General features: G+C 73.1%; 27 protein-coding genes, 1 pseudogene and 1 riboswitch. Of the genes and pseudogenes, 14 read left to right on the forward strand and 14 right to left on the reverse strand.

Features of this window, described 5'->3' with window-relative positions:
- The first annotated feature begins 31 nt into the window (after positions 1-31).
- Together ACFVU3_RS26130 and ACFVU3_RS26135 are read left to right on the forward strand one after the other, a co-directional pair.
- Positions 32-976, forward strand: a complete 945-nt coding sequence (locus tag ACFVU3_RS26130; protein WP_390069833.1) for a hypothetical protein — start codon at positions 32-34, stop codon at positions 974-976.
- A gap of 220 nt (positions 977-1,196) precedes the next feature.
- Positions 1,197-2,408, forward strand: coding sequence for a helix-turn-helix domain-containing protein (locus ACFVU3_RS26135; RefSeq protein ID WP_390069834.1), 1,212 nt, complete (start codon positions 1,197-1,199; stop codon positions 2,406-2,408).
- Positions 2,409-2,412: 4 nt separating this feature from the next.
- Here the strand turns inward: ACFVU3_RS26135 and ACFVU3_RS26140 are convergent, their stop codons facing one another.
- On the reverse strand, positions 2,413-3,798 hold the full coding sequence (locus ACFVU3_RS26140) for a cytochrome P450 (protein WP_390069835.1): 1,386 nt from the start codon (positions 3,796-3,798) through the stop codon (positions 2,413-2,415).
- 143 nt (positions 3,799-3,941) lie between these two features.
- Here ACFVU3_RS26140 and ACFVU3_RS26145 point away from each other — a divergent pair, with 143 nt between their 5' ends.
- Positions 3,942-4,427 (forward strand): VOC family protein, encoded by a 486-nt coding sequence (locus ACFVU3_RS26145; protein ID WP_390069836.1) that lies wholly within the window; start codon positions 3,942-3,944, stop codon positions 4,425-4,427.
- 16 nt (positions 4,428-4,443) lie between these two features.
- Here the strand turns inward: ACFVU3_RS26145 and ACFVU3_RS26150 are convergent, their stop codons facing one another.
- A complete protein-coding gene (locus ACFVU3_RS26150; protein WP_390069837.1) occupies positions 4,444-5,763 on the reverse strand; it encodes a phytase in 1,320 nt (439 codons plus the stop codon).
- Positions 5,764-5,881: 118 nt separating this feature from the next.
- On the opposite strand from ACFVU3_RS26150, the gene ACFVU3_RS26155 reads away from it, so the two are divergent.
- Complete coding sequence (locus tag ACFVU3_RS26155) at positions 5,882-6,478, forward strand: hypothetical protein (protein WP_390069838.1); 597 nt, start codon at positions 5,882-5,884, stop codon at positions 6,476-6,478.
- Between the two features lie 22 nt (positions 6,479-6,500).
- On the opposite strand, the gene ACFVU3_RS26160 is transcribed toward ACFVU3_RS26155, so the two are convergent.
- Positions 6,501-7,715, reverse strand: coding sequence for an acyl-CoA dehydrogenase family protein (locus ACFVU3_RS26160; protein ID WP_390069839.1), 1,215 nt, complete (start codon positions 7,713-7,715; stop codon positions 6,501-6,503).
- Between the two features lie 174 nt (positions 7,716-7,889).
- Between ACFVU3_RS26160 and ACFVU3_RS26165 the strand changes: the two genes are divergently transcribed.
- Positions 7,890-8,537, forward strand: coding sequence for a TetR family transcriptional regulator (locus ACFVU3_RS26165; protein ID WP_390069840.1), 648 nt, complete (start codon positions 7,890-7,892; stop codon positions 8,535-8,537).
- A gap of 116 nt (positions 8,538-8,653) precedes the next feature.
- Here the strand turns inward: ACFVU3_RS26165 and def are convergent, their stop codons facing one another.
- Positions 8,654-9,214, reverse strand: coding sequence for a peptide deformylase (def, locus tag ACFVU3_RS26170; protein WP_390069842.1), 561 nt, complete (start codon positions 9,212-9,214; stop codon positions 8,654-8,656).
- 124 nt (positions 9,215-9,338) lie between these two features.
- Here def and ACFVU3_RS26175 point away from each other — a divergent pair, with 124 nt between their 5' ends.
- The 5 genes from ACFVU3_RS26175 to ACFVU3_RS26195 all read left to right on the forward strand — a co-directional run bounded on the left by ACFVU3_RS26175 (position 9,339) and on the right by ACFVU3_RS26195 (position 14,008).
- Complete coding sequence (locus ACFVU3_RS26175) at positions 9,339-10,586, forward strand: MurT ligase domain-containing protein (RefSeq protein WP_390069844.1); 1,248 nt, start codon at positions 9,339-9,341, stop codon at positions 10,584-10,586.
- A 31-nt stretch (positions 10,587-10,617) separates the two neighbouring features.
- A complete protein-coding gene (locus tag ACFVU3_RS26180) occupies positions 10,618-11,346 on the forward strand; it encodes a type 1 glutamine amidotransferase (protein WP_390069846.1) in 729 nt (242 codons plus the stop codon).
- 188 nt (positions 11,347-11,534) lie between these two features.
- Complete coding sequence (locus ACFVU3_RS26185) at positions 11,535-12,563, forward strand: 6-phosphofructokinase (protein ID WP_390069848.1); 1,029 nt, start codon at positions 11,535-11,537, stop codon at positions 12,561-12,563.
- A 117-nt stretch (positions 12,564-12,680) separates the two neighbouring features.
- Entirely contained in the window at positions 12,681-13,628 is a 948-nt protein-coding gene (locus ACFVU3_RS26190; protein ID WP_390069850.1) for a cytochrome c oxidase assembly protein, read from the forward strand.
- 161 nt (positions 13,629-13,789) lie between these two features.
- Complete coding sequence (locus ACFVU3_RS26195) at positions 13,790-14,008, forward strand: hypothetical protein (protein ID WP_390070001.1); 219 nt, start codon at positions 13,790-13,792, stop codon at positions 14,006-14,008.
- 47 nt (positions 14,009-14,055) lie between these two features.
- On the opposite strand, the gene ACFVU3_RS26200 is transcribed toward ACFVU3_RS26195, so the two are convergent.
- Complete coding sequence (locus ACFVU3_RS26200) at positions 14,056-15,060, reverse strand: DUF3048 domain-containing protein (RefSeq protein WP_390069852.1); 1,005 nt, start codon at positions 15,058-15,060, stop codon at positions 14,056-14,058.
- A 95-nt stretch (positions 15,061-15,155) separates the two neighbouring features.
- On the opposite strand from ACFVU3_RS26200, the gene ACFVU3_RS26205 reads away from it, so the two are divergent.
- Complete coding sequence (locus ACFVU3_RS26205) at positions 15,156-15,833, forward strand: lysophospholipid acyltransferase family protein (RefSeq protein WP_390069853.1); 678 nt, start codon at positions 15,156-15,158, stop codon at positions 15,831-15,833.
- Positions 15,834-15,933: 100 nt separating this feature from the next.
- Here the strand turns inward: ACFVU3_RS26205 and ACFVU3_RS26210 are convergent, their stop codons facing one another.
- The 8 genes and pseudogenes from ACFVU3_RS26210 to ACFVU3_RS26245 form a co-directional block, all read right to left on the reverse strand.
- A complete protein-coding gene (locus ACFVU3_RS26210; RefSeq protein ID WP_390069855.1) occupies positions 15,934-17,520 on the reverse strand; it encodes an alpha/beta hydrolase in 1,587 nt (528 codons plus the stop codon).
- 118 nt (positions 17,521-17,638) lie between these two features.
- Positions 17,639-18,409: an urease accessory protein UreD gene (locus tag ACFVU3_RS26215; RefSeq protein ID WP_390069857.1), complete on the reverse strand. Its 771-nt coding sequence runs from the start codon at positions 18,407-18,409 to the stop codon at positions 17,639-17,641.
- The gene (gene ureG / locus ACFVU3_RS26220; protein ID WP_390069859.1) at positions 18,406-19,101 is read right to left on the reverse strand and encodes an urease accessory protein UreG; all 696 of its coding nucleotides are present in this window, start codon (positions 19,099-19,101) and stop codon (positions 18,406-18,408) included. The genes ACFVU3_RS26215 and ureG overlap by 4 nt, the downstream gene beginning before the upstream one ends.
- Before the next feature lie 13 nt (positions 19,102-19,114).
- Complete coding sequence (locus ACFVU3_RS26225) at positions 19,115-19,783, reverse strand: urease accessory protein UreF (RefSeq protein ID WP_390069861.1); 669 nt, start codon at positions 19,781-19,783, stop codon at positions 19,115-19,117.
- Positions 19,783-21,504, reverse strand: a complete 1,722-nt coding sequence (locus ACFVU3_RS26230) for an urease subunit alpha (RefSeq protein ID WP_390069863.1) — start codon at positions 21,502-21,504, stop codon at positions 19,783-19,785. The genes ACFVU3_RS26225 and ACFVU3_RS26230 overlap by 1 nt, the downstream gene beginning before the upstream one ends.
- Before the next feature lie 121 nt (positions 21,505-21,625).
- Positions 21,626-21,931: pseudogene (locus tag ACFVU3_RS26235) on the reverse strand (urease subunit beta); the annotation flags it as partial.
- A 15-nt stretch (positions 21,932-21,946) separates the two neighbouring features.
- The gene (locus tag ACFVU3_RS26240; protein ID WP_384676113.1) at positions 21,947-22,249 is read right to left on the reverse strand and encodes an urease subunit gamma; all 303 of its coding nucleotides are present in this window, start codon (positions 22,247-22,249) and stop codon (positions 21,947-21,949) included.
- A gap of 162 nt (positions 22,250-22,411) precedes the next feature.
- Entirely contained in the window at positions 22,412-23,044 is a 633-nt protein-coding gene (locus tag ACFVU3_RS26245) for a TetR/AcrR family transcriptional regulator (protein ID WP_390069865.1), read from the reverse strand.
- Positions 23,045-23,236: 192 nt separating this feature from the next.
- On the opposite strand from ACFVU3_RS26245, the gene ACFVU3_RS26250 reads away from it, so the two are divergent.
- The gene (locus tag ACFVU3_RS26250) at positions 23,237-24,238 is read left to right on the forward strand and encodes an ABC transporter permease (protein ID WP_390069866.1); all 1,002 of its coding nucleotides are present in this window, start codon (positions 23,237-23,239) and stop codon (positions 24,236-24,238) included.
- Between the two features lie 303 nt (positions 24,239-24,541).
- On the opposite strand, the gene ACFVU3_RS26255 is transcribed toward ACFVU3_RS26250, so the two are convergent.
- Positions 24,542-24,841 carry a type II toxin-antitoxin system Phd/YefM family antitoxin gene (locus ACFVU3_RS26255; RefSeq protein ID WP_390069868.1) on the reverse strand — a complete coding sequence of 100 codons (300 nt, stop codon included), beginning with the start codon at positions 24,839-24,841 and terminating at the stop codon, positions 24,542-24,544.
- A gap of 58 nt (positions 24,842-24,899) precedes the next feature.
- Between ACFVU3_RS26255 and ACFVU3_RS26260 the strand changes: the two genes are divergently transcribed.
- Complete coding sequence (locus ACFVU3_RS26260) at positions 24,900-25,523, forward strand: ATP-dependent Clp protease proteolytic subunit (protein ID WP_390069870.1); 624 nt, start codon at positions 24,900-24,902, stop codon at positions 25,521-25,523.
- 7 nt (positions 25,524-25,530) lie between these two features.
- Positions 25,531-25,836, forward strand: coding sequence for a hypothetical protein (locus tag ACFVU3_RS26265; RefSeq protein ID WP_390069872.1), 306 nt, complete (start codon positions 25,531-25,533; stop codon positions 25,834-25,836).
- 314 nt (positions 25,837-26,150) lie between these two features.
- Positions 26,151-26,357, forward strand: a riboswitch (cyclic di-AMP (ydaO/yuaA leader).
- The last annotated feature ends 1 nt before the right edge of the window (position 26,358 follow it).

The raw sequence follows: 26,358 nt of genomic DNA on the forward strand, positions 1-26,358 counted from the left end.
TCCCGCCCCCTCCGACGAAAGGCACCCCGCCATGCCCCGCATCACCGCCCGCACCAAGCTGGCCACCGTCTCGGCCCTGACCGCGCTCGGCGCCTTCGCCTCCATGGGCACGGCGACCGCGGCCGCCCCGGTCCTGAACGGCGGCTGGGCCCCCTCCACCCGCTGCCCCGTCGACGCCACCGCGATGATCACGTCCGACGGGCTCGACAAGGCGCCGCAGTGCATCGTCTCGTACTCGCTCAGCGGCTCCATCAAGCTCGGCAACACGACGGTGACCACCGGGAAGACCAACCTCCAGATGGGCGTCGTGCAGAACGTCGACGGCACCAACTCGGTGGTCGCGCCCGCCGGCGGCGCGCTCATCGCGGACTCCGCCACCGTCCCGGGCGGGCTGATGGGCCTGATGTGTCCGAGCGACATCCCGTTCATCACCGACATCTGCCGGCAGCTGTCGGACGCCAAGCTCAACAAGATCACCGCCACCATGGAGTCGGTCGGCACCCCCTCGAACTTCGACCAGATCGCGGGCGTCCTCACCGACCAGCCGATCGTGACCATCCCGGTCCGCATCCGGCTGCAGAACCCGTTCCTCGGCGACAACTGCTACATCGGGACCAAGTCCAACCCCATCCTGCTCCGCCCGAAGAACCTCGACGCGCCCTCGTTCGGCGTCGAGCGCTTCGACGGCAACGGCACCGCGAACGAGGAAGGCGACATGAGCCGCCTCAACCTCCTCGGCTCCACCCAGTACGACGACAGCTTCGCCGTCCCCGGCGCCAGCGGCTGCGGCCTCGGGCTGTTCGGCATCATCGACGCGGCGGTCAACCTGAAGACGGGCCTGCCCTCCGCCGCCGGCAAGAACAAGCTCACGCTCAACAACACCCAGACGTTCCTGACCGGCCTCTTCGCCCCCGGCGTCCTCGCCCCCGACGCCGGCAAGGTCTTCTCGCGGAACTGGCACTCCGCCGTCAACTAACGGCCACCCAGGGGTGATTACCGGCCGACTCGGCCCCCAGCGCCCCGCCGGAAGACATGAACCTTGCTCAAGTTGTGTACAGCACACAACAGTTGTCCTAGCTTTCAGCAGTCCACATCGGTACGTACCTGACGGCTCCTGCGGCGCCCGCCCCTCCCGGCCGGGCGCCGCAGCGCCGCTCCCCCACCGGTCACGTAGCAGAGCAAGGGATCGGTCATCCATGCCCTCCATCGCACAGTCACCGGAGCTCGGTGAGCCGCTCGATCCGCTGCCCCGCGAGTTCGCCGCCCTGATGAGACCGGAGATCCCGGGCCTCATCAAGGAGATCGGCGTGGAGATCGAGCGCGCCTATCCCGTGTACGCCCACCTCTTCAACGGGCCCCACTCGGACGCGATCCGCCAGGGCGTGGAACAGGCCCTGGCGGCCTTCGTGGACCGGGTCGACCGCCCCGGCGCGAAGTCCGCCCTGCGCGACGACCTCCTGCGCCAGTTCGGCCGGGTGGAGGCGTACGAGGGCCGGGACCTCGACACGTTACAAGGCGCCTACCGCCTCGGCGCCCGCATCGCCCTGCGCCGGGCCAAGAGCATCGGGCGCACCTACAACCTCTCCCCCACCCTCATCCTGGCCTTCGCCGACGCCCTCTTCGCGTACGTGGACGAACTGGAGACGCTCTCCCGCGAGGGCTACCTCGCCGTCCAGAGCCGCGCGGTCTCCGACGTCTCCGCCCTGCGCCGGAAGCTGCTCCACCTCGTCGTGGCCGGCCCGCCGCTGCCCCGCGCGACCATCGCCGAACTCTGCCAGGAGGCGTCCTGGCAGCTCCCCGCCGAATGCACCCTGGTCGCCGTCCGGCCGCCCGCCACCGGGGTCCTCCAGGCCCGGCTCGACCGGGACGTCCTCACCGACCTCAGCCTGCCCCATCCCCATCTGCTCGTGCCCGGCCCGCTGACCGGCGAACGCCGGGCGATGCTCGACTCCGCGCTGGCCGGGACGCCCGCCGTCCTCGGACTGACCGTGCCGACCACGCAGGCCGCCCACTCGCTGCGCTGGGCCCGGCAAGTCCTCCGGCTGATCGACGACGGCATCGTGCCGGACGCCGCCGCCGTCCGCTGCGAGGACCACCTCACGACCCTGTGGCTGCTCACCGACCCGGCCCTGACGGACCAGCTGGCCCGCCGCGAACTGGCCCCGCTCGACGGGCTGTCCGGCACCCGGCGGGAGCGGCTGATCGAGACCCTGCGGGTGCACGTCTCCACCCGCGCCCCCGCCGAGCAGGTCGGCGAGCTGCTCGGCGTGCACGCCCAGACGGTCCGCTACCGCCTGCGGAACCTCGACAACCATTTCGGCGACCGGCTCCTGGACCCCGACCGCCGCTTCGCCCTGGAGGCGGCGCTGCGCTCGCTCCACCTCCGCGGCCGCGAACAGGCCGACTGACGGCCTACGCCTCCCGGGGGACCAGCCGGCAGCGCGCCGGGCCGACCGCCTGGAGGGTGATCGCGGGGGCCACCGGCACCTCGGTGTCCACCGCCTCGAAGCCATGGCGCTGGAGGATCGTGGCGAGCGCGATCACCGACTCCAGCATGGAGAAGTGCTGGCCGATGCAGGCCCGCGGCCCGCCGCCGAAGGGGAACCAGGCGTAGCGGGGCCGTGCGGCCTCCGCCTCGGGGGTGAAGCGGTCCGGGTCGAAGCGCTCGGCGTCGTCCCAGTAGGCGGGGTGCCGGTGGGTGACCCAGGGGGCCACGATGACGTCGGCGCCGGCCGGGATCCCGACCCCGCCGACCGTCGTGGCGGCGACGGCCCGGCGGCCGATGACGGGCGCGGCGGGGAAGAGCCGCATCGCCTCCTTGAGGACCCGCGTCACGTACGGCAGGGCGTCGAGGTCGGCGGCGCCGGGGGCTCGCCCGGCGAGGACCCGGTCGACCTCCTCGTGGGCGCGCCGCTGCGCCTCGGGGTGGAGGGCGAGGAGGTGGAGGGCGAAGCCGAGCGAGGTGGCCGTGGTCTCGTGGCCGGCGAGCAGGAAGACGAGGACCTGCTCGCGCAGTTCGGTGGCGGAGAAGGCTCCGTCCTCGGCGCTCTCGGCGGCCATGAGCAGGGTCAGCAGGTCGTCGCCCTCGGTGCCGGTCCGCCCGGTGGCCCTGCGCTCGGCGATGATCCGGTCGCACTCCTCGTAGAGCGCCTTGTGGAGGGCGGCGGCCCGGCGGTTGGCGGGGGTGGGCCACTCGCGGGGCACGTTGACCGGGGAGTAGCCGCGGCGGAGCACGTACGAGCCGACGCCGGGGAAGCAGCGCTCGACGACCTCGACGGCGGAGTCCACGTCGGTGCCGAAGAGGATGCGGGCGACGGCGCGCAGGGCCAGCCGGGTCGACTCGTGGAGGACGTCCACGGAGGTGCGGCCGGCCTTCCCCCACTCGGCGGTGAGGGTGGTGACCTCGGTGGCGATGGCGTCGGCGTAGCTGTCGACGCGGCGCTTGGTGAAGAGCGGCTGGACGAGCCGGCGCTGGCGCAGGTAGTCGTCGTCCTGGCTGGTGAGCAGGCCGTTGCCGAAGGACTCGCGGATCTCCTGGTAGAAGGAGTTGTCCTTGCGGAAGTTGGCGGACTCGCCGGCGAGGACCTGCTGGGCGCCTTCGGCGGAGAAGACGGCGTAGACGTGGGCGCGGGCACCGGGCGGGCCGGCGCTGATGCGGACGACGTCGCCGTGTTCGCGCCGGGCGCGCAGGAAGGTGCCGAGCGAGTCGTTCTTCAGGTCGAACATGGATCCGACGACGGGCAGTCCGGTGAGGACCGGTGCTTCGGTCCGGGCTTCGGTTCGGGCTTCGGTGTCCATATGACTTCCCCCTGGTTCGCGGCGCCGGGGCGATTGTCCCGCAGGGAGGTGACCCGTGGGTAGCTTCCGCCAGCGGGCCGTCCGGATCTGGCCTGTTGGCCGGATCCAGGCGGTTGTCGGTGGCGTCTGGGAGGCTCGTCGGCATGGACGAGAACACGAGGGGCGAGCGCCCCGGGATGACCCTCCAGCTGACGATCGACTGCGCGGATCCGGCCCGGCTGGTGCCGTTCTGGGCGGAGGCGCTGCGGTACGTGCCGGAGCCGGCGCCCGACGGGCACGCGAGCTGGCGGGCGTACTGGGCGGCGACCGGGGTGCCCGAGGAGGAGCTCGGCGACGGCGCCGGCGACCTGGCGGAGTCCCTGGTGGACCCGGAGGGCGTCGGGCCGCGGGTGTGGTTCCAGCAGGTCCCGGAGCCCAAGACGGTGAAGAACCGCGTCCACCTGGACCTGAAGGTCGGCGGTGGACGCGGGGTGCCCCTCGCGGTGCGCCGGGCGCGGGTCGACGGGGAGGTGGCCCGGCTGACCGCGCTCGGCGCGACCGTGCTGTACGCGATGGACGAGCCGCACGGCATGGACTACTACGCGGTGGTGCTCCAGGACCCGGAGGGGAACGAGTTCTGCGTGGTCTGACGGACGGGGTCCCGGGTCATCCGGCGTCGCGCGGGTCGAAGGAGCGGGTGTCGACGGTCAGCGGCTCGGGGAAGGCCGCGGCGACCGCGTCCCAGCGGGTGAACTTGAAGTTGGTGCCCTCGCGGTCGCCGTCCGCCGGGGTGGCCTCGCCGTCGTGGGTGACGAGCAGGCCCTGGGGGAAGGCGCCGCCGAGGGGCACGTTCACCACGGTGGCGCCGTCGGAGTGCTGGACGCCGTCGGTGGCCGGGCCGTCGGTGACGGCGAAGGAGCCGAGGTAGGCGTTGCCGTCCTCGCGCGCGTAGACGGCGAAGCTGTCGTCGCCCTGGCTGGAGGCGAGGACGTAGCCCTCGCCGTCGCCGCCGTGGTAGACGGTGACGCCCTCCGCGTCGGCGCTCAGGTGCTCACCACCGAAGCCGGGGTCGTGCGCGGTGTCGAGGACGCACTCCTCCTCGGCCTCGTCGTAGCTCCACGGGGTGCCGTACTCGCGGACACGGTCGAGGAGTTCGGGCCGCTCGAACTCCTCGTCGTCGAGCTCGATCCGCCAGAGGCCGACGGCCTCCTGGGCGGCGTAGAGGACGTGCTCCTCCTGGTCGACGGCCATGCCCTCCACCTGCGGCAGCTCGCCGGGGTCCGCGCAGGGCCGCCAGGAGGTGCCGTCGGGCAGGGCGAAGGAGGCGGGCAGGTCGAGCGTGGACTCGGTGCGGTAGCCGACCCGGCCGCCGCGGTCCTCCAGCTCCAGCAGGCGCAGCCGGCTGCGCTCGCGCTGGGAGACGACGACGTAGGCGTCGTCTCCGTCGCGGTACGCGGCGAGGCCGTAGGAGGTGGTCTGGTCGTCGACCTCGGCCTCGCTCGCGGCGAAGACGGGGGTGACGCCGGCGGCGGTGACGTCCTTCAGCGGGGGGCGGCCGGCGGCGACGGCGGCCGGGTCGATCGCGTAGGCGCGGATCCGGTCGCGGCCGCGGTCGCTGACGACGGCCAGGTCGGTCCTGCGCCCGTTCAGCTCGAAGCCGTAGACCAGGTCGATGTTGTTGAACCGCCCGGGGGCGGCGTCCGGGCCGGGGGCCTGCGGGGCGGCGACGTGCTGCAGACGGCGGCCGTCGAGCCCGTGGACGTCGAGCCCGCCCTCCTTGAGGGTGCCGATGACGAGGCTGCGGCCGGGCCGGGTGGGGTCGACCCAGACGGCGGGGTCGTCCGCGTTCGCGTTCCCGCCCGCCTCGTCGTCGTACACGACGGGCGTCTCGACGCGGGCGGTGACGGTGACGGGGTGGGGGGCGGCGGGGACCGCGGCCACGACGCTGAATGCGGCGGCCAGGGCGGTCAGGGCGGAGGCGCTCACGGTACTCCTCGGTAGCGGTCTCGGACGGGCCGAGACGCTACGGAGGCGGAATGGAGCGGCCCTTGCGGAGCCGTGAATTCCGAACGGCCGTCCGGCACACGCGGATAGCCTTCCGGTCATGGGGACCGATATCGAAGGTGCGATCGAGGTGCGGGGGCGGGACGGGCGCTGGGCGGTCCGTGACTGGCTGCCCGACTGCGCGTCGGTGCGCGACCGGAGCGCGCGGGAGATCCTGTTCGGGTACGGCGGCGCGCTCCAGGTGGACCGTCCGCTGTGGGACGCGCGGGGCGTCCCGGAGGGGGCCTCCGAGGACATCCCCGACGACGAGATCAACCACAGCCACTCGTACGCCACATGGGCCGAGGTGGCGGCCGTCGACTGGGACGCGCCACTGAACGACCGCGCCGACGGCAACCACCTCGGGGTGTGGGTGCCGGGGCCGGACGGCGAGCTCGTCCTGGACTACGTGGGCTGGGCGCCGCTCGCCGTCCTGGACGCGTCGGAGGAGCTGTTCGGCGAGGACCTGTGGCCGTGGGAGTGGCCACCGGGCGGCGAGGTCCCCTTCGAGGGTGCGGTCTACCGTCCGGTGGTGTACACGGCGCGGATGTTCGCGCCGCCGGACGGTGACCGCTGGGGTCCCGTCTGGACGATCATGCGTGACCTGGCGGCCGTCCACGGTGACGAGAACGTCCGCCTGATCGTCTGGTTCGGCTGAGGCCGGGCCCCGCGCCGGAGGGCTACTTGCCGAGGGCGCGGCCGATGACCATCCGCTGGATCTCGCTCGTCCCCTCGAAGATCGTGTAGATCGCGGCGTCGCGGTGCATGCGCTCCACCGGGTACTCGCGGGTGTAGCCGTTGCCGCCGAGGATCTGGATCGCCTGCCCGGTGACGGTCTTGGCGACCTCGCTCGCGTACAGCTTCGACATGGAGCCCTCGGCCTTGGTGAAGGGCTTGCCGGCGGTGGCCATCCAGGAGGCGCGCCAGACCAGCAGGCGGGCCGCGTCGATCTGGGTGGCCATGTCGGCGAGCTGGAAGGCGACGCCCTGGTTCTCGATGATCGGGCGGCCGAACTGGACCCGGGTCTTGGCGTAGTCGAGGGCGACCTCGTACGCGGCGCGGGCGGTGCCGACGGCCATGGCGCCGACCGCCGGGCGGGACGCCTCGAAGGTGGCCATGGCGGCGTTCTTGACGCGCTCGCCGCCCGTCTTCGCCTTCTCGCGGGCGCGGGCCAGGCGCTCGTCCAGCTTGTCCTTGCCGCCGAGCAGGCAGGAGCCGGGGACGCGCACGTCCTCCAGGACGACCTCGGCGGTGTGCGAGGCGCGGATGCCGTGCTTCTGGAACTTCTGGCCCTGGGAGAGGCCGGGGGTGTCCGGCGGCACGATGAAGGAGGCGTGGCCCTTGGAGCCGAGCTCCGGGTCGACGACGGCGACGACGACGTGGACGTTGGCGATGCCGCCGTTGGTCGCCCAGGTCTTGGTGCCGTTGAGCACCCACTCGTCCTTGGCCTCGTCGTAGACGGCCCGGGTGCGCATGGAGGCGACGTCGGAGCCGGCGTCGGGCTCGGAGGAACAGAAGGCGGCGACCTTCACGTCGTTGGCGTCGCCGTACATCTGCGGCACCCAGGTGCCGATCTGCTCCTCGGTGCCGTTGGCGAGGACGCCGACGGCGGCGAGGCCGGTGCCGACGATGGAGAGGGCGATGCCCGCGTCGCCCCAGAAGAGCTCCTCCATGGTCATCGGGACGCCGAGACCGGTGGGGTCGAAGAACTGCTGGGCGTAGAAGTCGAGGGAGTAGATTCCGAGCTTGGCCGCCTCCTGGATGATCGGCCAGGGGGTCTCCTCACGCTCGTCCCACTCGGCGGCGGCCGGCCGCATGACGTCCGCGGCGAAGCCGTGAAGCCAGTCACGGACTTCCTTCTGGTCGTCGTTGAGCTCGAACGTGAACTCGGCCATGTTCCCTCCCAGCAGTATGTTACTTGCGGTAACACCCAGTCTGTTACCGGCGGGTACAGCTGTCAACCTGCGGATCCTCCCGGGCGAAGCGGATCGGACGGTTCGGCACAGCATGCCGGTCGGGTGTTACGTTGCGACAGCCTCAGGTCATCGCACGGGCGGGGAGACACGCTTATGGACATCGCACACCGGACCACCGACCAGCAGAAGCCCGCCGAGCAGCGGCGGCGCGAACTGCTGGAGGCGGCGGACCGGGTGGTGCTCCGCGACGGCCCCAAGGCATCCATGAACGCGATCGCGGCCGAGGCGGGCATCACCAAGCCGATCCTCTACCGCCACTTCGGCGACAAGGGCGGCCTCTACCGCGCCCTCGCCACCCGCCACACCGACGCCCTCCTCGCCTCGCTGCGCGCCGCCCTCGACGCGCCCGCCGACCGGCGCCGCCGGGTCGAGGCCACCCTCGACACCTACCTCGCCTCCATCGAGGCGATGCCGCAGGTCTACCGCTTCCTCATGCACCCGGCCGAGGAGTCCCACCAGACCGAGCAGGGCTTCGACGTCGGGCGCCACTCCGCCCCGCTGCTCCGCCGCATGGGCGAGGAGCTGGGCCAGGTCATCGCCGAGCGCGTCGACCTCGGCCCGGCCGCCGAGGCGCAGGCCCGGATCTGGGGCCACGGCATCGTCGGCATGATGCACGCCGCCGGCGACTGGTGGCTGGGCGAGCGCCCCTGCTCCCGCGCCGAACTGGTCCGCTCCCTCGCGGACCTCCTCTGGGGCCGCCTCGCCGAGGCCGACGACCGCGCGGACGGCCCGGGGTTCTGACCACCGGCCGACCGGGGGGGGCGCCGGGGGGCGGCCCCGGAGCGAGGCGGGTCGCCGGGGGGCGGGCCCGGCGATTCCGGGCGGTCGCCCTCGGAGCCGTACCGGGGAAACGTCCGCTACGCGTCCAGCGCGGCGGCTCCCTCGCCCCACGGCTGCCTGCGGATCGCGCGGAACAGGCGTGATCTCCGCCACCCCGTGACGTGCTCCGCGTAGACGCGGCCCTCCAGGTGGTCCATCTCGTGCAGGAGGCAGCGGGCGAAGAAGCCGGTGCCCTCGATCCGCACCGGGGTGCCGTCCGTCCGCACGCCCTCGACCACCGCGCGGTCGAAGCGGGCCACCGGCGCCTCCAGGCCCGGCAGCGAGAGGCAGCCCTCCGGACCCCGGTAGGCGTCGCCGTCCGCCTCGACGAGGCGCGGGTTCACCACGTGTCCCAGGTGCCGCACGTCCTCGTCGTCCGGGCAGTCGTAGACGAAGACCCGCAGCCCCACGCCCACCTGGTTGGCGGCCAGACCGACGCCGTGCGCCGCGTACATGGTGGCGAACATCGACTCCACCAGACCGTCGAGCACGGGCCCGAACTCGGTGACGGGGGCGCAGGGTGCGTGCAGCACGGGGTCGCCGAGCAGGGTCATCGTCCGGACGATGCCGGAGCTGCCGGGGATGGGGCGGTTTCGCATGCCGGTAAGCGTACGGTCCGCCGTGACCTCCTCATTTCATACGGTCGGCACGGTGCCGTGGTTCGGGCTCCTGGCCGGTTCTCGATAGGCTGAGCCCCGACCGACGCAAGGAGGATCAAGGACGATGTCAGGACACCCCGGTAATCCAGAGCCGCTGTCGCCGCGTGCCAAGCTGGCCGTGACCGCGGGCAAGGCAGCCGCCGCGGTGTCGCGGGCGGCCGGCCGTGGCAGCGGATCGGTGATCGGCGGCCGGGTGGCGCTCAAGCTCGACCCCGACCTGCTGGGACGGCTCGCGCAGCACCTGGACGTCGTCCTCGTGTCCGCCACCAACGGCAAGACCACCACGACCCGGCTCATCGCCGAGGCGCTCAGGGCCAGCGGCCCGGTGGTCTCGAACGCCCTCGGCGCCAACATGCCCGCGGGCATCACCTCCGCCCTCGCCGGCGGCAGTGACGCCCGGTACGGCGTGATCGAGGTCGACGAGAAGTACCTCGCCGGTGTCGCCCGCGACACCACCCCCAAGGCGATCGCGCTGCTCAACCTCTCCCGCGACCAGCTCGACCGCGCCGCCGAGACGCGGATGCTCGCCGAGAAGTGGCGCGAGGGCCTCAACGGCTCCAAGGCGGTCGTCATCGCCAACGCCGACGACCCGCTGATCGTGTGGGCCGCCTCCTCCTCCCCCAACGTGGTGTGGGTCGCGGTCGGCCAGGAGTGGAAGGACGACGCCTGGTCGTGCCCCTCCTGCGGCGGTGTGCTCCAGCGCCCCGGCGACGACTGGTTCTGCGGCGAGTGCGGCTTCCGCCGTCCCGCCCCGAGCTGGGCGCTCAGCGGCGACCACGTGCTCGACCCGCACGGCTCGGCCTGGCCCATCCGGCTCCAGCTGCCCGGCCGCGCCAACAAGGCGAACGCCGCCACCTCGGCCGCCGTCGCCGCCGTCTTCGGCGTGCCGCCCCAGGTCGCCCTGGAGCGCATGTACCAGGTGCAGGCCGTGGCCGGCCGGTACGACGTGGTCTCCTTCCAGAACCGGCAGCTGCGGCTGCTGCTCGCGAAGAACCCGGCGGGCTGGCTGGAGACGTTCTCCCTGATCGACCAGCCGCCGACGCCGGTCGTCCTCGCGGTGAACGCGCGCGGCGCCGACGGCACCGACACGTCCTGGCTGTGGGACGTCGACTACGGCCGGCTCGCCGGCCACCCGATCATGGTGATCGGCGACCGCCGGCTCGACCTCGCGGTCCGGCTGGAGGTCGCGGGTGTCGACTTCCGCGTCTGCGAGACGATCGACGAGGCCGTCGCCATGGCCCCGCCCGGGCAGATCGAGCTGATCGCCAACTACACCGCCTTCCAGGACGTACGCCGCCGTGTCGGCAACTGACCCCGCCCCGGCCCGCAGAAGGAGTGGCAGCATGAGTGACAGCAGCCTGCGTGTGGTCTGGGTCTATCCCGACCTGCTCAGCACCTACGGCGACCAGGGCAACGTGCTCGTCGTCGAGCGCCGCGCCCGCCAGCGCGGCCTGCACGTCGACCGCGTCGACGTCCGCAGCGACCAGCCCGTCCCCACCTCCGGCGACATCTACCTCATCGGCGGCGGCGAGGACCGGCCGCAGCGGCTCGCGGCCGAGCGGCTGCGCCGCGACGGCGGCCTCTCCCGGGCCGCCTCCAACGGCGCGATCATCTTCTCGGTCTGCGCCGGGTACCAGATCCTGGGCCACGAGTTCATCAACGACCTCGGGGCGCGCGAGCCGGGCCTCGGCCTGCTCGACGTGACCACGGTCCGCGGCGAGGGCGCCCGCTGCGTCGGCGACGTGCTCGCCGACATCGACCCGCAGCTGGGCCTCCCCCAGCTGACCGGCTTCGAGAACCACCAGGGCGTCACCCACCTCGGCCCGACGGCCCGCCCCTTCGCCCGGACCGTCTTCGGCAACGGCAACGGCAACGGCGACGGCACCGAGGGCGCGTACAACGACACCGTCTTCGGCACCTACATGCACGGTCCCGTCATGGCCCGCAACCCACAGATCGCGGACCTGCTGCTGAAGCTGGCCCTCGACGTCAACGCGCTGCCGCCGACCGACGACCGGTGGTACGAGGCGCTGCGCGCCGAGCGCATCGCGTCCGCCTCGCAGCCCGCCTGACGGAACGCCAGGAGCCCGGCGGAAGCGCACTTCTGAGCGGGCCGCCGCACATTGGATTCGTAAGTGAATGCGGTGTCCAATCTGCGGACATCCGGTTCGGCCCCGCCACCCGGCAACGATAGGGTGGCGGGGATCCAGCCGGACGACGTGGTCCGGGAGTCGGCCCACGTTGCAAAGGTTTTTGGGCTATGCGCATTGGTGTGCTCACCTCCGGCGGAGACTGCCCCGGTCTGAACGCCGTCATCCGTTCCGTCGTGCACCGGGCCGTGGTCGACCACGGGGACGAGGTCATCGGCTTCCACGACGGGTGGAAGGGCCTCCTGGAGTGCGACTACCGGAAGCTCGACCTCGACGCGGTGGGCGGCATCCTCGCCCGCGGCGGCACCATCCTCGGATCCTCCCGCGTCCAGCCCGCGCACCTCGTCGACGGGGTCGAGCGGGCCCGGGGCCACGTCGCCGACCTCGGCCTCGACGCGATCATCCCGATCGGCGGCGAGGGCACCCTCAAGGCCGCCAACCTCCTCTCCGAGGCCGGCCTCCCCATCGTCGGCGTCCCGAAGACGATCGACAACGACATCGCCTCGACCGACGTCACCTTCGGCTTCGACACCGCCGTCACCGTGGCGACCGAGGCCCTCGACCGCCTCAAGACCACCGCCGAGTCGCACCAGCGCGTCCTCGTCGTCGAGGTCATGGGCCGTCACACCGGCTGGATAGCCCTCCACTCGGGCATGGCCGCCGGCGCCCACGCCGTCGTCGTCCCGGAGCGCCCCTTCGACATCGACGAGCTGACCGCCCGGGTCGGCGCCCGCTTCGAGGACGGCAAGCGGTTCGCCATCGTCGTCGTCGCCGAGGGCGCCAAGCCGCGCGAGGGCTCCTCCATGGACTTCAAGACCGCCGGCACCGACATCTACGGCCACGAGCGCTTCACCGGCGTCGCCAACCAGCTCTCCGTCGAGCTGGAGCGCCGCCTCGGCAAGGAGGCCCGCCCGGTCATCCTCGGCCACGTCCAGCGCGGCGGCACCCCCACCGCGTACGACCGCGTCCTCGCCACCCGCTTCGGCTGGCACGCGGTCGAGGCGGCGCACCGCGGCGAGTTCGGCCGGCTGACCTCGCTGCGCGGCACCGACATCGTGATGGTGCCGCTGGCGCAGGCCGTGGAGTCCCTCAAGACGGTCCCCGAGGACCGCTACGCCGAGGCCGAGTGCGTGCTCTGAGCACCCTTCCGCACGACACCCGCCCCCGGTCGCGAGCGCGACCGGGGGCGGTTCTAGTCTGGTGCGGACAACAAGCGCGAAACGGGCTCGGCGCGCAATGGGCTCCAGGAGTAAGCGATGGATCACAGCGGGCACGGCATGACCACGGATCTGCCGCCGTTCACGCTGGGGCGGGGCCTGGAGTTCTCTCCCGACCTCTTCTTCCTGATCGGGTGCCTCGCGGCCCTCGGCCTGTACGGGTGGGGGGTCGCCCGGCTGCGGAAGCGCGGTGACGCCTGGCCGGTCGCCCGGACCGTGCTCTTCACCGCCGGCGTGCTGACCATCGCCCTGGTGATGTGCACCAAGCTGAACGACTACGGCATGGTCATGTTCAGCGTGCACATGGTGCAGCACATGGTCATCTCGATGGTCTCGCCGATCCTGCTGCTGCTCGGCGCGCCCGTGACGCTGGCGCTGCGGGCCCTGCCGGTGGCCGGGCGCGATGCGCTCGGCCCGCGCGAGCTGCTGCTGAAGCTGCTGCACAGCCGGTACATGCGGGTCATCACGCACCCCGTCTTCACCATCAGCATGTTCATCGCCAGCCTCTACGGCCTCTACTTCACCTCGCTCTTCGACACCCTCATGGCGTCGAAGCCCGGGCACATCGCGATGATGGTCCACTTCCTCGCCGTGGGCCTGGTCTTCTTCTGGCCGATCATGGGCGTGGACCCGGGCCCGCACCGGCCGGGGTACGTGATGCGGATGCTGGAGCTCTTCGCGGGCATGCCGTTCCACGCCTTCTTCGGCATCGCGATGATGATGGCGACCCAGCCGATGGTGGAGGCGTACAAGAACCCGCCGGCCTCGCTCGGCATCGACGCGCTCGCCGACCAGAACGCCGCGGGCGGCATCGCCTGGGCCTTCAGCGAGATCCCGTCGGTCCTGGTGCTGATCGCCCTGGTGTACCAGTGGTACCACTCCGAGCAGCGCCAGGCCGTCCGCAAGGACCGGCAGGCCGACCGGGACGGCGACAAGGAGCTGGCGGAGTACAACGCGTACCTGGCCTCGCTCCAGGCGCGCCGCTGACCCGCCCGCCACGTCGGCGCGAGGCCCCCGGGACCGCACGGTCCCGGGGGCCTCGCGCCGTCCGGCGCACGCCGGGTGCGTCCGGGGAGTAGCGCGCGCCCCCGGTGGGGAGTCACGATGGCAGGGAGGCTTCCCAGGCCCCGGTCGGGAGGAGAGCGGACATGTCCGGTTCCACGAAGGCGATGACGTACGTCACGTGCGCGGCCCTGGTGCTGATCACCGCGTACACGGTGGCGCTCGGCAGCAGCGGCTGGCTCTGGTTCGGCTGGATCGTGCTCGGGATCGCGACCATCGGGATGGCGGCGGCGGACAGCGCCGACACGGCCGCGCCGCGCGGACCCCGCGCGGGCGGGACGGGGCCCGGTCCGTCGGCACGCTGACGGCGCCGGCTCACGTGTGACGGTCCGCGCGGCACCGCTCGACGAGCTCAGCGGGGCACGAGGACGAACCAGACCTGTCCGAGGGCGAAGGCGAGCGGACGGCCTTCGGGGGTGGTGAAGGAGGTGCCGCCGTCCGGGTCGGGGCGGGACCAGCGGGCCTCGTACGCCCGCCCGTCGCGCAGGACCGTCGCCGTGCCGGAGCCGGTGGTCTCGGTGTACGGGGAGACGGCGCCGGTGACGTCGTGGAAGTCCGAGGGGCGGACGGTCACGCGCTGGACCACGACGGTGGCGGGGGTGAGCGGACCGCTGTCGGTACTGGTGGCGGCGCGGCCGTCGATGGCGACGCGCCAGCCGCGGTCGGCGGCGGACCAGGTGAAGGTGTAGCGGGCGGCCGGGAAGCGGGCGGTCTCCGAGGCGGTCGCGGTGCCGCCGGCGGGCGCGGGGCCGAAGCGCAGTCCGACGGGGCGCGCGTCGGAGGCGTCGGGGGCGGCCGCGAGGGCGCGCTCGGGGCTCAGGTAGAGGTTGTGCGGGGCGGGGCGGTCCGGGGAGCGCCGGAACGCCCGGGGCGCGTCCGACGGGGCGACGAGGTCGAGCGGCGCGGCCTCCAGGAGCGGGGTCAGCCTGCTCTGGGCGCCGGAGTAGGCGAGGGCGGGCCGGCCGAAGGGGCGCAGGAGGGAGATGTCGGACTCGCGGGCGCTGCGGACCGGGCCGACGCTGTCGGGGAGGCGGGAGGAGTAGACGGCGAGGAGGCGGGTGACGCCGCCCTCGACCTGTTCGACGTAGACGAGGTCGGCGGCGCCGAGGCCGGTGTGGGGGCGGGCGGCGGCGACGTTGTCTATCTTCACGGCGAGGACGGGGCCGGTGCGGGCGGGCAGGCCGGTGAAGGGCGAGACGCCGCTCGGCGTGGTGGCGGTGGTGGGCGCGCGCGTCGGCGTCGGTGACGGGCCCGGCGGGCCCGAGCCGGAGCAGCCGTACAGACCGGCCGCGGTCACCGCGCAGAGCAGTGCGGTGAGCACACGGCCGGGACGCCGGGGTCCGCGCGCGCCTGGCATGTCGGCCTCCCGGTGGTTCGGGACACTCCTCCCAGTGGACCACGGGCGGCCGGGGCGTTACAACGGGGCGTGACGGACGACGAACGGGGGTCCCGGTGTTCTACCGGCTGCTGAAGTACGTACTGATCGGACCGCTGCTGAAACTGCTGTTCCGGCCGCGCGTGGAGGGGATCGAGCACATCCCCGAGGAGGGCGCGGCGATCGTCGCGGGCAACCACCTCTCCTTCTCCGACCACTTCCTCATGCCGGTGGTGCTCGACCGGCGGATCACGTTCCTGGCGAAGCAGGAGTACTTCACCGGGCCGGGGCTGAAGGGGAGGCTGACGGCGGCGTTCTTCCGGGCGGCCGGGCAGATCCCGGTGGACCGCTCGGGCAAGGAGGCGGGCCAGGCGGCGATCCGCGAGGGGCTGGGGGTGCTGGCGAAGGACGAACTGCTGGGCATCTACCCGGAGGGCACCCGCTCGCACGACGGGCGCCTGTACAAGGGCAAGGTCGGGGTGGCGGTGATGGCGCTGACGGCCGGGGTGAAGGTGGTGCCGTGCGCCATGGTCGGCACCTTCGAGATCCAGCCCCCGGGACGGGTGGTGCCGCGGATCCGGCGGGTGACCATCCGGTTCGGGGAGCCGCTGGACTTCTCGCGCTTCGCGGGCTCGGCGGACGAGCGGGCGGTGGTCCGGGCGGTCACGGACGAGATCATGTACGCGATCATGCGGCTGTCGGGGCAGGAGTACGTGGACGAGTACGCGGCCGTGGTGAAGGCGGCCGGCTCCTGAGGGACGGCTCCGGGAACGGGCCGAGGGACGGCTCCGGGAACGGGCGGAGGGGCGGTCGCCGTGCGCGACCGCCCCTCCGTGCTGCGTCAGGCCGCCGGGGTCACGGCTGCGGAGCGGCGTGCGGGGCGCACGTCTGGTCCGTGGCGTCGAGCCGACCGGTCAGCAGGTAGTCCTCGACCTTGGTGTTGAGGCACGGGTTGGCGAGGTTGGTGATGCCGTGCGAGCCGGCGTCCCGCTCCGTGATCAGGCGCGAGCCCTTGAACCGCTTGTGCAGTTCCACAGCGCCCTCGTACGGGGTGGCGGCGTCGCGCTCGGCCTGGGTGATGAGCACGGGCGGCAGCCCCTTGCCGGTCTTGACCTGCACGGGCTGGCGGCTGGGCGCCTTCCAGGTGGCGCAGGGCAGGTTCATCCAGGCGTTGGACCAGGTCATGAACGGGTACTGCTCGTGGAGCCGGGAGTTGTCCCGGTCCCACTTCTTCCAGCTGGTCGGCCACGGTGCATCCGCACATTCGACCGCCGTGTAGACGGCGTTGCCGTTCTCCGCCGCGATGTTGCCGGCGGTGTCCGTGAGGTCGGCGGCGGCGTTGTCGATGAGCGGCTGCGGGTCGCCGGCGGCGTACGCGCTCCACACCTCGGCCACGGGGGCCCACATGGAGTCGTAGTAGGGGGCGTTCTGGAAGAAGCCGATGAGCTCGGCCGGTCCGACGGTGCCGCCGAGCGGCGCCTTCTTCGCGGCGGCGCGCAGGGTGTCCCACTGCTGCCGGACCTCGGCCAGGGTGTCGCCGAGGTGGTAGGTGGCGTCGTTCTTCGCGACCCAGGTCATCCAGTCGGTGAGCCGGCCCTCGAAGGCGATGTCCTGGCCGAGGTTGGCCTCGTACCAGATGGACCGGGTCGACGGGTTCACGACGCTGTCCAGGACCATGCGCCGGACGTGGTCCGGGAACAGGGTGCCGTAGACGGCGCCGAGGTAGGTGCCGTAGGAGACGCCGACGAAGTTGAGCTTCCGCTCGCCGAGGGCGGCGCGGACGACGTCGAGGTCGCGCGCGGTGTTCGGCGTCGTCATGTGCGGCAGCATGTCGCCGCTCTTCTCGGCGCAGCCCTCGGCGTACTCGGCGGCGAGCTTGCGCTGCGCGCGCTTGTCGGCCTCGCTGTCGGGGACCGGGTCGAGCTTGGGGCCCTTGACGAACTCGGTCGGGTCGACGCAGGAGATCGGGGTGGACCTGCCGACGCCGCGCGGGTCGAAGCCGACGAAGTCGTACGCCTCGGCGGCGTTCGCCCAGATCTTGTTGCCGGTGGTGACGCGGCGCGGGAAGCGCAGGCCGGAACCGCCGGGGCCGCCGGGGTTGTAGAGCAGGGCGCCCTGGCGCTCGGCCGGGGTGCCGGTGGCGGCGATCCGGTCGACGGCGATCTTGATCTTCTTGCCGTACGGCTTGGCGTAGTCGAGCGGCACGGTCACCCAGCCGCACTGGATCGGCTTCTCCAGGCCCCAGTCGGCGGGACAGTCCTGCCAGTCGATGCCGGTGCGGGCGGCCTGGGCCGCGGCGACGGCTGCCCCGGCCGCCTCGGCGTCGCGCCCGTGGCGCGCGCCGTTGTCGGCGACGGCGGCCGGAGCCGCGAGCGCGCCCGCGGCGAGCGTGCCGGCGATGAGTGTGCCGGCGGAGCCGAGCACTGCCGTGCGTCGTCTCACAGGTGTCCTCCCCCTGTAGGTGGTCGTCTGTTCGGGCGATCCTTCCGTCAGAGAGGCCACGACGTCATTCCGAACACACGTTTCTTTGCCGAACCCATAACCGGAGTACGGAATCCGCTCAGCGGTGCACCGGGAAGCCGGGCCCGGCGGCGCCGAGTTCGTCCAGGGCCGCGTCGAGGATCCGGCGCAGGGCGAGCGCGTCGGGGGCGACGGCGGTGACGAGCGCGGCCGGGCCGGCGAGCGGGGTGAGCGCCGCGTGCTCGCCGAGCGGGCGCGCCGCCACCGGCGCCTCCTCGTACGCCGGGTCGACGACGAGGAGCTGACCGGTGGCCCGGTGACCGGCGAGGACGGCGCCGCCGTCCCAGCCGCCGGGGGCTCCGGGGCCGTACGCGAGCTCCTGGTCGAGCAGCGGCCGGCCCGCGCGGCGGACGGTGAGGCGCGAGACCAGCGTCCCGGGCGGCTCGCCGTGCCGGCCGAGGATCTGCTCCTCGCGCAGCACCAGCCGCGCCGTGGGCGCGAGGTCGACGCCGGTCCGCACGCGCAGGTCCGAGCCGTGGGCGCTGACGAGCTGCTCGGGCAGCCAGTGCAGGACGGCGTCCGCGCCGATGCGGAGCCGGAGTTCGTACGTCGCGGGGTCCGGGGTGCGGCCGGGCAGGGCCAGCGTGGCCGCCGCCGAGTCGACCCGGAGCCTGGCCCCGTCGCCCACCTCGGTCTCGATCGCGAGCCGGTCGCCGCCGAGCGGCGCGCTCATCGCGCCGACGACCGTCACCCGTGCCCAGCCGGGGGCGGCGGCGCGAGTACGGCGCAGGGCGAGCGGCCCGTCGCTCTCCAGGACCGGCAGCGAACCGCCGGCCCCGGCGGTGATCCGGGCGGTGGCGCGCAGGCTCATGCGGTGGGCGCCGGCGCGGCCGTCCAGGCGGCGAGCCGCTCGCGCACCCAGTCGGCGACCGGGCCGACGCCCTCCGCCGAGCGGAGCGAGGTGAACGCCACGGGCAGGTCGCCGCGCTGCTCCGCCGCGTCGCGGGCCATCCGGCCGAGATCGGAGCCGACGTAGGGCGCGAGGTCCGTCTTGTTGACGACCAGGAGGTCGGCGGTGGTGACGCCGGGGCCGCCCTTGCGGGGGATGTCGTCGCCGCCGGCGACGTCGATGACGAAGATCTGCGCGTCCACGAGGCCCTTGGAGAAGGTGGCGGTGAGGTTGTCGCCCCCGGACTCGACGAGGACCAGGTCGAGCGGGCCCACGGTGTCCTCCAGTTCCTCGACGGCTTCGAGGTTGGCGGAGATGTCGTCGCGGATGGCGGTGTGCGGGCAGGCGCCGGTCTCGACGGCCTGGATGCGCTCCGGCGGCAGCACGGCCTCGCGGAGCAGGAACTCGGCGTCCTCGCGCGTGTAGATGTCGTTGGTGACGACGGCGAGCGAGAGCGTGTCGCGGAGGGTGCGGCAGAGCGCGGCGACGGTGGCGGTCTTGCCGGAGCCGACCGGCCCGCCGAGCCCGATGCGCAGCGCGCGCCGGGTGCCGTCGGGCCGGTGGGCGTCGGCGGAGACGGCGCCGTGGTGGGTGTGACCGTGGTCGAGGTGCATGGGAACTCCCGTGTTACGAGGCGAAGAGGCGGACGGGCCAGGTCGCGTGCTGCTCGGCGGTGATGTCGAGGAGCGGCGCGGAGGCGGCGGGCAGCGCGTCGACACCGTGGTGGGCGGCGGCCGCGGCGCGCGCGGCGACCGCGTCCGTCTCGGGTGCGAGCCGGGCCAGCACGGCGGTGGCCTGGTAGGGGTCGAGGCCGAGGAGGCGCACGACGGCGGTGACCGGGCCGCCGACCGTCTCGTACGCGGCGCAGTGCGCGGCGTCCTCGGGGCCGAGTCCGGCGGAGCGGGCCGTGACGCCGAGGACGACGGGCTGGTGCGCGCCGCGCGGGAAGGCGGCGGCGAGCGCGTCGAGTTCGGGGCCGGGCCAGGCGGCGCGGGCGGCCCGCATCAGCTGGCGGCCGAGCCGGCGGGCGGCGGCGCGCAGGGCGGGCGAGGGGGTGCGGGCGTCGGCGGCGGCGTCGAGCGCGTACGGGTCGAGGCCGAGGCACGCGCCGGCGGCGAGGCCCGCCGCGGTGAGGCCGGTGGTGTGCAGACGCCCACGGCAGAAGGCTTCGAGCCCCGCCGCGTCATGGATGCGCCCGGCCTTGACGGCGGCCTCGGCACCGCCCGAGTGGGCGTGCCCGCCGGCGGGGAAGCGCCCGTCGGCGAGCACGAGGAGTGCGGAGCGGGAGGCGGCCATCAGAAGAGGAAGTACCGCTGGGCCATGGGCAGCTCCACAGCGGGCGCGGGTTCGACCGCTTCGCCGTCGATGGTGACGGTGAAGGTGTCGGCGTCGACCTCGACACGCGGCAGGGCGTCGTTCTCCCGCATGTCCGCCTTGGTGACGCGGCGGGTGGAACGGATCGGGGTGAACTCCTTGGCCAGGCCGAGTCTCTGGGGAAGGTCGTCCTCGATGGCCGCCTCGGCGGTGAAGTTGACGGAGCCCGCGGCGGCCGCCCTGCCGAGCGCGCCGAACATGGGCCGGGGCAGCACCGGCTGGGGCGTGGGGATGGAGGCGTTGGCGTCGCCCATCTGGGCGTAGGCGATCTGGCCGCCCTTGAGGACGACGAGCGGCTTGACGCCGAAGAAGGCGGGCTCCCACAGGACGAGGTCGGCGAGCTTGCCGGGTTCCACGGAGCCGACGAGGTGGTCCATGCCCTGGGCGACGGCCGGGTTGATCGTGTACTTGGCGACGTAGCGGCGCACCCGGTGGTTGTCGGCCCGGCCGTCCCCCGGCAGCGCGCCGCGCCGCCGCTTCATGACGTGGGCGGTCTGCCAGGTCCGCAGGATCACCTCGCCGATCCGGCCCATGGCCTGGGAGTCGGAGGAGATGATCGAGATGGCCCCGAGGTCGTGGAGGACGTCCTCGGCGGCGATGGTGGACGGCCGGATCCGGGACTCGGCGAAGGCGAGGTCCTCGGGGACGGCCGGGTTGAGGTGGTGGCAGACCATCAGCATGTCGAGGTGTTCCTCGATGGTGTTGACGGTGTGCGGCCGGGTCGGGTTGGTCGAGCTGGGCAGCACGTACGGCTCGGAGACCACGGTGATGATGTCGGGCGCGTGCCCGCCGCCCGCGCCCTCGGTGTGGTACGCGTGGAGGGTCCGGCCCGCGATGGCGGCGAGGGTGTCGCCGACGAACCCGGCCTCGTTGAGGGTGTCGGTGTGGATGGCGAGCTGGACGCCGGTCTCCTCGCAGACGCCGAGGCAGGCGTCGATGACCGCGGGGGTCGCCCCCCAGTCCTCGTGGATCTTGAAGCCGAGGGCGCCGCCGCGCAGCTGGGAGTGCATGGCCTCGCGGGACATGGTGGTGCCCTTGCCGAGGAGGCCGATGTTGACGGGGAAGGTGTCGAGGGCCTCGAACATCCGGGCCGTGTGCCAGGGGCCCGGGGTGACGGTGGTGGCCTTGGTCCCCTCGGCGGGGCCGGTGCCGCCGCCGACCAGGGTGGTGACGCCGGTGGCGAGGGCCTGCTCGACGACGGTCGGCGAGATGAAGTGGACGTGGGTGTCGACGCCGCCGGCCGTGACGATCCGTCCGTTGCCGACGACGATCTCGGTCTCGGGGCCGATGACGAGGCCGGGGTGGACGCCGTCCATGGTGTCGGGGTTGCCGGCCTTGCCGAGGGCGGTGATCCGGCCGTCGCGGATGCCGATGTCCGCCTTGACGATCCCCCAGTGGTCGATGACCACCGCACCGGTGATCACCGTGTCGGGGGCGCCTTCGGCGCGGGTGGTACGGGACTGGCCCATGGACTCGCGGATGACCTTGCCGCCGCCGAAGACGGCCTCCTCGCCGGCCCGTCCGGGGCCGCCCGAGCGGTCCTCCTCGATCTCGACCAGCAGGTCGGTGTCGGCGAGCCGGATGCGGTCGCCGGTGGTGGGGCCGAACAGGTCGGCGTACACGGCGCGGTGGAGGTCAGGCACGGGGGGCTCCGTTCGGCGGGTCCAGTCGGCCGGCGGTCTCGCCGCGCAGGCCGGCGGCTCCGTCCGGCGGGTCGAGCGGGCCGGCGGTCTCGCCGCGCAGACCGGCGGCTCCGTCCGGCGGGTCGAGCGGGCCGGCGGTCTCGCCGCGCAGACCGGCGACGATCCGGTGCCCGGCGATCGGGACGAGTTCGACCTCGACGGGGATGCCGGGTTCGAAGCGCACGGCGGTGCCCGCGGCGATGTGCAGCCGCTTGCCCCGCGCGGCCGCCCGGTCGAACGCGAGACCGGGATTGACCTCGGCGAAGTGGTAGTGGGACCCGACCTGGACGGGCCGGTCGGCCGCGTTCAGGACGGTGAGCCGGGTGACGGGCCTGCCCTCGTTGAGGGGCACGGGGCCGTCGGCGTACAGGATCTCTCCGGGGATCATCGGCGCCGGCCCCCGTCAGACGATCGGGTCGTGGACGGTGACGAGCTTGGTGCCGTCCGGGAAGGTCGCCTCGACCTGGACGTCGTGGATCATCTCCGGGATGCCGTCCATGACGTCGTCGCGGGAGAGCACCTTGCGTCCGGAGGCCATGAGTTCGGCGACGGTGCGCCCGTCCCTGGCGCCCTCCAGGATGTGCGCCGTGATGAGGGCGACGGCCTCGGGGTGGTTGAGCTTCACCCCGCGGGCGCGGCGCTTCTCCGCCACGTCGGCAGCCACATGGATGAGCAGGCGTTCCTGCTCGTGCGGGCTCAGTTGCACTCTTCCACCTCACAGTCGTCCACCGGGCCGCACCCGGTCAGCTGCGGACCCTACCGACCGTCAACACTCTGTTGAACAGCGGAGATGCGGTGGACGGCCGGACATTGCACGTTAGGGCGGAAGTTTTTCCGGCGCGTTAACTCCGGCTTTGCGATTCCATGATCATCGGACCGGTGGGGTCGGGGTCGGCGCGCCCATCGACATGAGCCCGCGCAGCCCCTCCCGCAGGACGTCGATCTCGACGTCGCCGAAGAGCGCCTGCTGGGCGATGAAGCCCTGCACGGTGGCGATGAGGGTGCGGGCCATGTCCTCGGAGGAGACGTCGGCGGGGACGAGCCCGTTCGCCCGGTACGCGTCGACCAGCCCGGCCCAGATCTCCCGCATACCGTCGAAGCCCTGGGTGAGGGTCTTCGCCAGGGCCTCGTCCCGGAGGGTTTCGGCCCACACCTGGATGATCAGCCGGGCGAACGCCTGCCGCTCCGCGCCGGCGATCCGCCGCTCCAGGACGATCGTCATCACCCGCGCGATCAGCACGTCGGGCATCGGCGGCGGATTCTCCCCGGTGGCCTCCGCGAAGGCGCCGCGGATGCGGGTGAAGGTCTCCTCCGCGATGGCCGCGATCAGCTCGTCCTTGCTCCGGAAGTAGCGGTAGACCGCGCCGGCGGAGAGCCCCGCCTCGGCGAGCACGTCCTGCATGGAGGTGGCGTGGAAGCCGTTGCGGGCGAAGCAGCGGGCGGCGCCGTCGAGGATCTGGCGGCGGCGGGCGTCGAGGTGTTCCTGGGAGACACGGGCCATGGGCCGACGCTAAAACGAATATTCATTCTTGACAACTTCGCCGCACCGGCGGACAGTGGGGCTCAAGTAAAACGAACGATCCTTCTCTTTGCCGGATGGTGCGGCGGCCCCTCGCTCTCCACCTCCCGGTCCCGCACCGGATCCGCCCCCGGGCGCTCCGGCCCGTCCCCGAACCTGCGAAACGAGGCCGTCATGTCCGCCGCCACCGCCCCCACCGCGGGGCGCAAGACCCTCGCGGTGCTGCTGCTCGTCCCGGCACTCGCCGCCCTCGTCCTGTGGACCTTCGCCTGGCCCGCCGCCCGCGTCGCCCCGCGCGACCTGCCCGTCGGCGTGGCGGGCCCGGCCGCGGCCGCCGACGGAGTGGCCCGCGAACTCGGCCGGCACGAGGGAGCCTTCGAGATCCACCGGTACGAGGACGCCGCCGCCGCGCGCTCCGCCGTCGAGAACCGGGAGGTCTACGGAGCGGTGGTCGTCACCCCCGCCGGCCCGGAACTGCTGACCGCCTCCGCCGGCAGCCCGGTCGTGGCCGGCCTGCTGCGCGAGGCCGTCGCCGGCCCGGCCGCCACCGAGGGCAGGACCGTCCCGGTCACCGACGTCGTCGCCCTCCCCTCGGGCGATCCGCGCGGCGCCGTCCTGGGCGCCAGCCTGCTGCCGCTCGCCGTCGCCGGCGCCGCCACCGGCGTGATCACCGTGCTCCTCGGGCTGCGCGGGGCCCGCGCAGCCGCCACCCTCGCCGGCGCCTCCGCGCTCGCGGGACTCACCGGCGCGGCGCTCGCGCACGGCTGGCTCGGCGCGCTGGCAGGTGACTTCTGGGCCGAGGCGGGGGTGCTGGCCCTGACCGTCCTGGCGATCGGCGCGACCTTCGCGGGGCTCGCCACCGTGCTCGGCAAGCGCGGCTTCGGGCTCGCCGCGGTGCTCACCGTCCTCGCGGGCAACGCCTTCTCCGGCATGGCGAGCGCCCCGGAACTCCTGCCCTCCGGGATCGGCCTCCTCGGCCAGTGGCTGCCGCCGGGCGCGGGCGGCACGGCCCTGCGCTCCGTCGCCTACTTCGACGGCGCCGGAGCCGGCGGCCCCCTCCTGGTCCTCGCCCTCTGGGCGGCCGCGGGCCTGACGGCCCTGGCCCTGGGCGGACGGCGGCGGACCGCACCGGCGGCCGCACCGGCACCGGTCCCGGTCCCGGCGGCCACGGGCTGATCCGCCCGCACCCGGACGGCCGCGTGCCCCCCGCCGTAGCGGACGGGGGCGCGCGGCTTTCGCCTGCCCGGAAGGGCCGGCGCGACGGCGGATCGGCGCGGACCCGAGCGAGAGGGACGGAGGGGGTGGTGCCGCAGCGCGAGTCAGAGGAAGGAGGGGGCCGGGCGGCGGTCAGGTCGTACCGGGGTCGGGGCGGTGGGCGAGGACAGCGCCGCCACCGGCGACGGTCAGCTCGTACCGCGGGCGCGGTGGTGGGCGAGGACAGCGTCGCCACCGGCGAGCGGGCGCCGCTGTGCGCGGCCGTCAGCTCGTACCGGGGTCGCGGTGGTGGGCGGCGATGCCGAAGCGGCGCTGTTCACCGGTGGCGGAACCGAGACCGCCCACGACGCCCGTGGCGGAGAGCGAACTGATCACCGGCTCGACGGGCACTTCCGCCTCCTCGGCCTCCAGTTTCTCCAGTCGTTCCAGGTCGGCGGCGGAGACCAGGCCGACGAGGGGCTTTCCGTGCCGGGTCACGACCACGCGCTCGCCGCCGTACACCACGCGGTTGATGAGGTCGGCGAGCTCCGCCCGCGCTTGCGTCACCGGGATCTCGTAGGTCATGCTCCTCATCTTACGGTCTGTACGTCCTGTACATTTTTGACAGAAGGAGATGTTCCTCATGGACGCACGCCACGTGCTGCCGGAGTTCTCGGAGCGGACCTCGTACGGAACCCGGACGCTCGACCCGTACGCGAAGCTCCTGGAGAACCGGGTGGTCTTCCTGGGCACACCGGTCGACGACATCGCCGCGACCGACGTCATCGCCCAGCTCCTGCACCTCGATCACGCCGACCCCGGGCGGGACATCGCGCTGTACCTCAACTCCCCCGGCGGCTCGATGACCGCGATGACCGCGATCCACGACACGATGCGGAGCCTGGCGAGCGACGTGGAGACGACCTGCCTCGGCCAGGCCGGTTCCACGGCGGCGGTCCTGCTCGCCGCGGGCACCCCCGGCAAGCGGATGATGCTGCCCGGCGCCCGGATCACCCTGCGCCAGCCGGTGCTGGACGAGTCGTTCACGGGCCGGCCCTCCGACCTGGACCTCCAGTCGCGAGAACTGCAGCGGCTGCGCGACATGATGACGCGGCTGCTCTCCGCGCACACCGGGCAGGGCGAGGAGCGGATCGCCGCCGACACCGACCGCCCGACCGTCCTCGACGCGCCGGCCGCGCTCGCGTACGGCCTGGTCGACCACGTCATCAGCGACCGCCGGGCCGCCTCCGGCCCGTCGGCCCGGTGAGGCGGCGATGGTCCCGGAGCTGCCACCGCTGCCCGCCCTGACGCGCGCCGAGGGGCAGTTCATCGACGCGTACCTCGAAGTCGTCGACCTCCTAGGGAAGATCAATCCATCCAGGACCTCGCATACCTATGGGGCCCTGCGTGCCGCGCAGGCGCTGGCAGGCCGGGTGGAGGCGCTGCGCGAGGCCCTGACGCTCATGCATATGCGGGGCGAGAGCGAGGTCCACGCCGAGACATTGGCCTGCGCGCTGCGGGTGTTGGACGGCGAGCGGCGCGCGGCGCGCGTCACCGTGCCGGGAACACGGGCCAGTTGACATTCCGACGTGTCGTGTCGAGCCCCGGACGGCCGACACGGGACGCAGAATCTGTCCCCCGTTCGGCGTAGTCGAGGAATCGACAGTTGGGGCGGGCGAGTTGCGCAACAGGTGTACGCATTTGGCGGAATGGGACATTCCGACGCTGGTAAGAGGCTCGTCGGCCAAACCTACGACGATCACGAAACCGTCTTGTCCACCCGTATGGATCAGTCGTGAGGAGCCTCACATAACGCCGTTTCCGCTCGGTTTTCGCCCGACTCGTGGGTCAAGATCCTCGACGACGACAAGCCCCCGCCATCCAGGCGGGGCGGTCCGGGCGGACGCCGAGTCCTGCCGCCGTCCCGGACGTCTGGTCGACAGGATTGGACCGGCAGGAGTGGAGGACCCGAGCAGTACGGGTCGACCGCGCTGAATCCCCAGCGCGGCCGTCCCTTGGGGTGAAGCCGCAGCCGCGGCCGGGCATCTTCGCCTGCCCGAACCCGACAGGTCATCCTTCACAGGCGGCTGACGAAGGGTTGC

This window comes from Streptomyces sp. NPDC058052, from assembly GCF_042885515.1.
Lineage (GTDB): Bacteria > Actinomycetota > Actinomycetes > Streptomycetales > Streptomycetaceae > Streptomyces.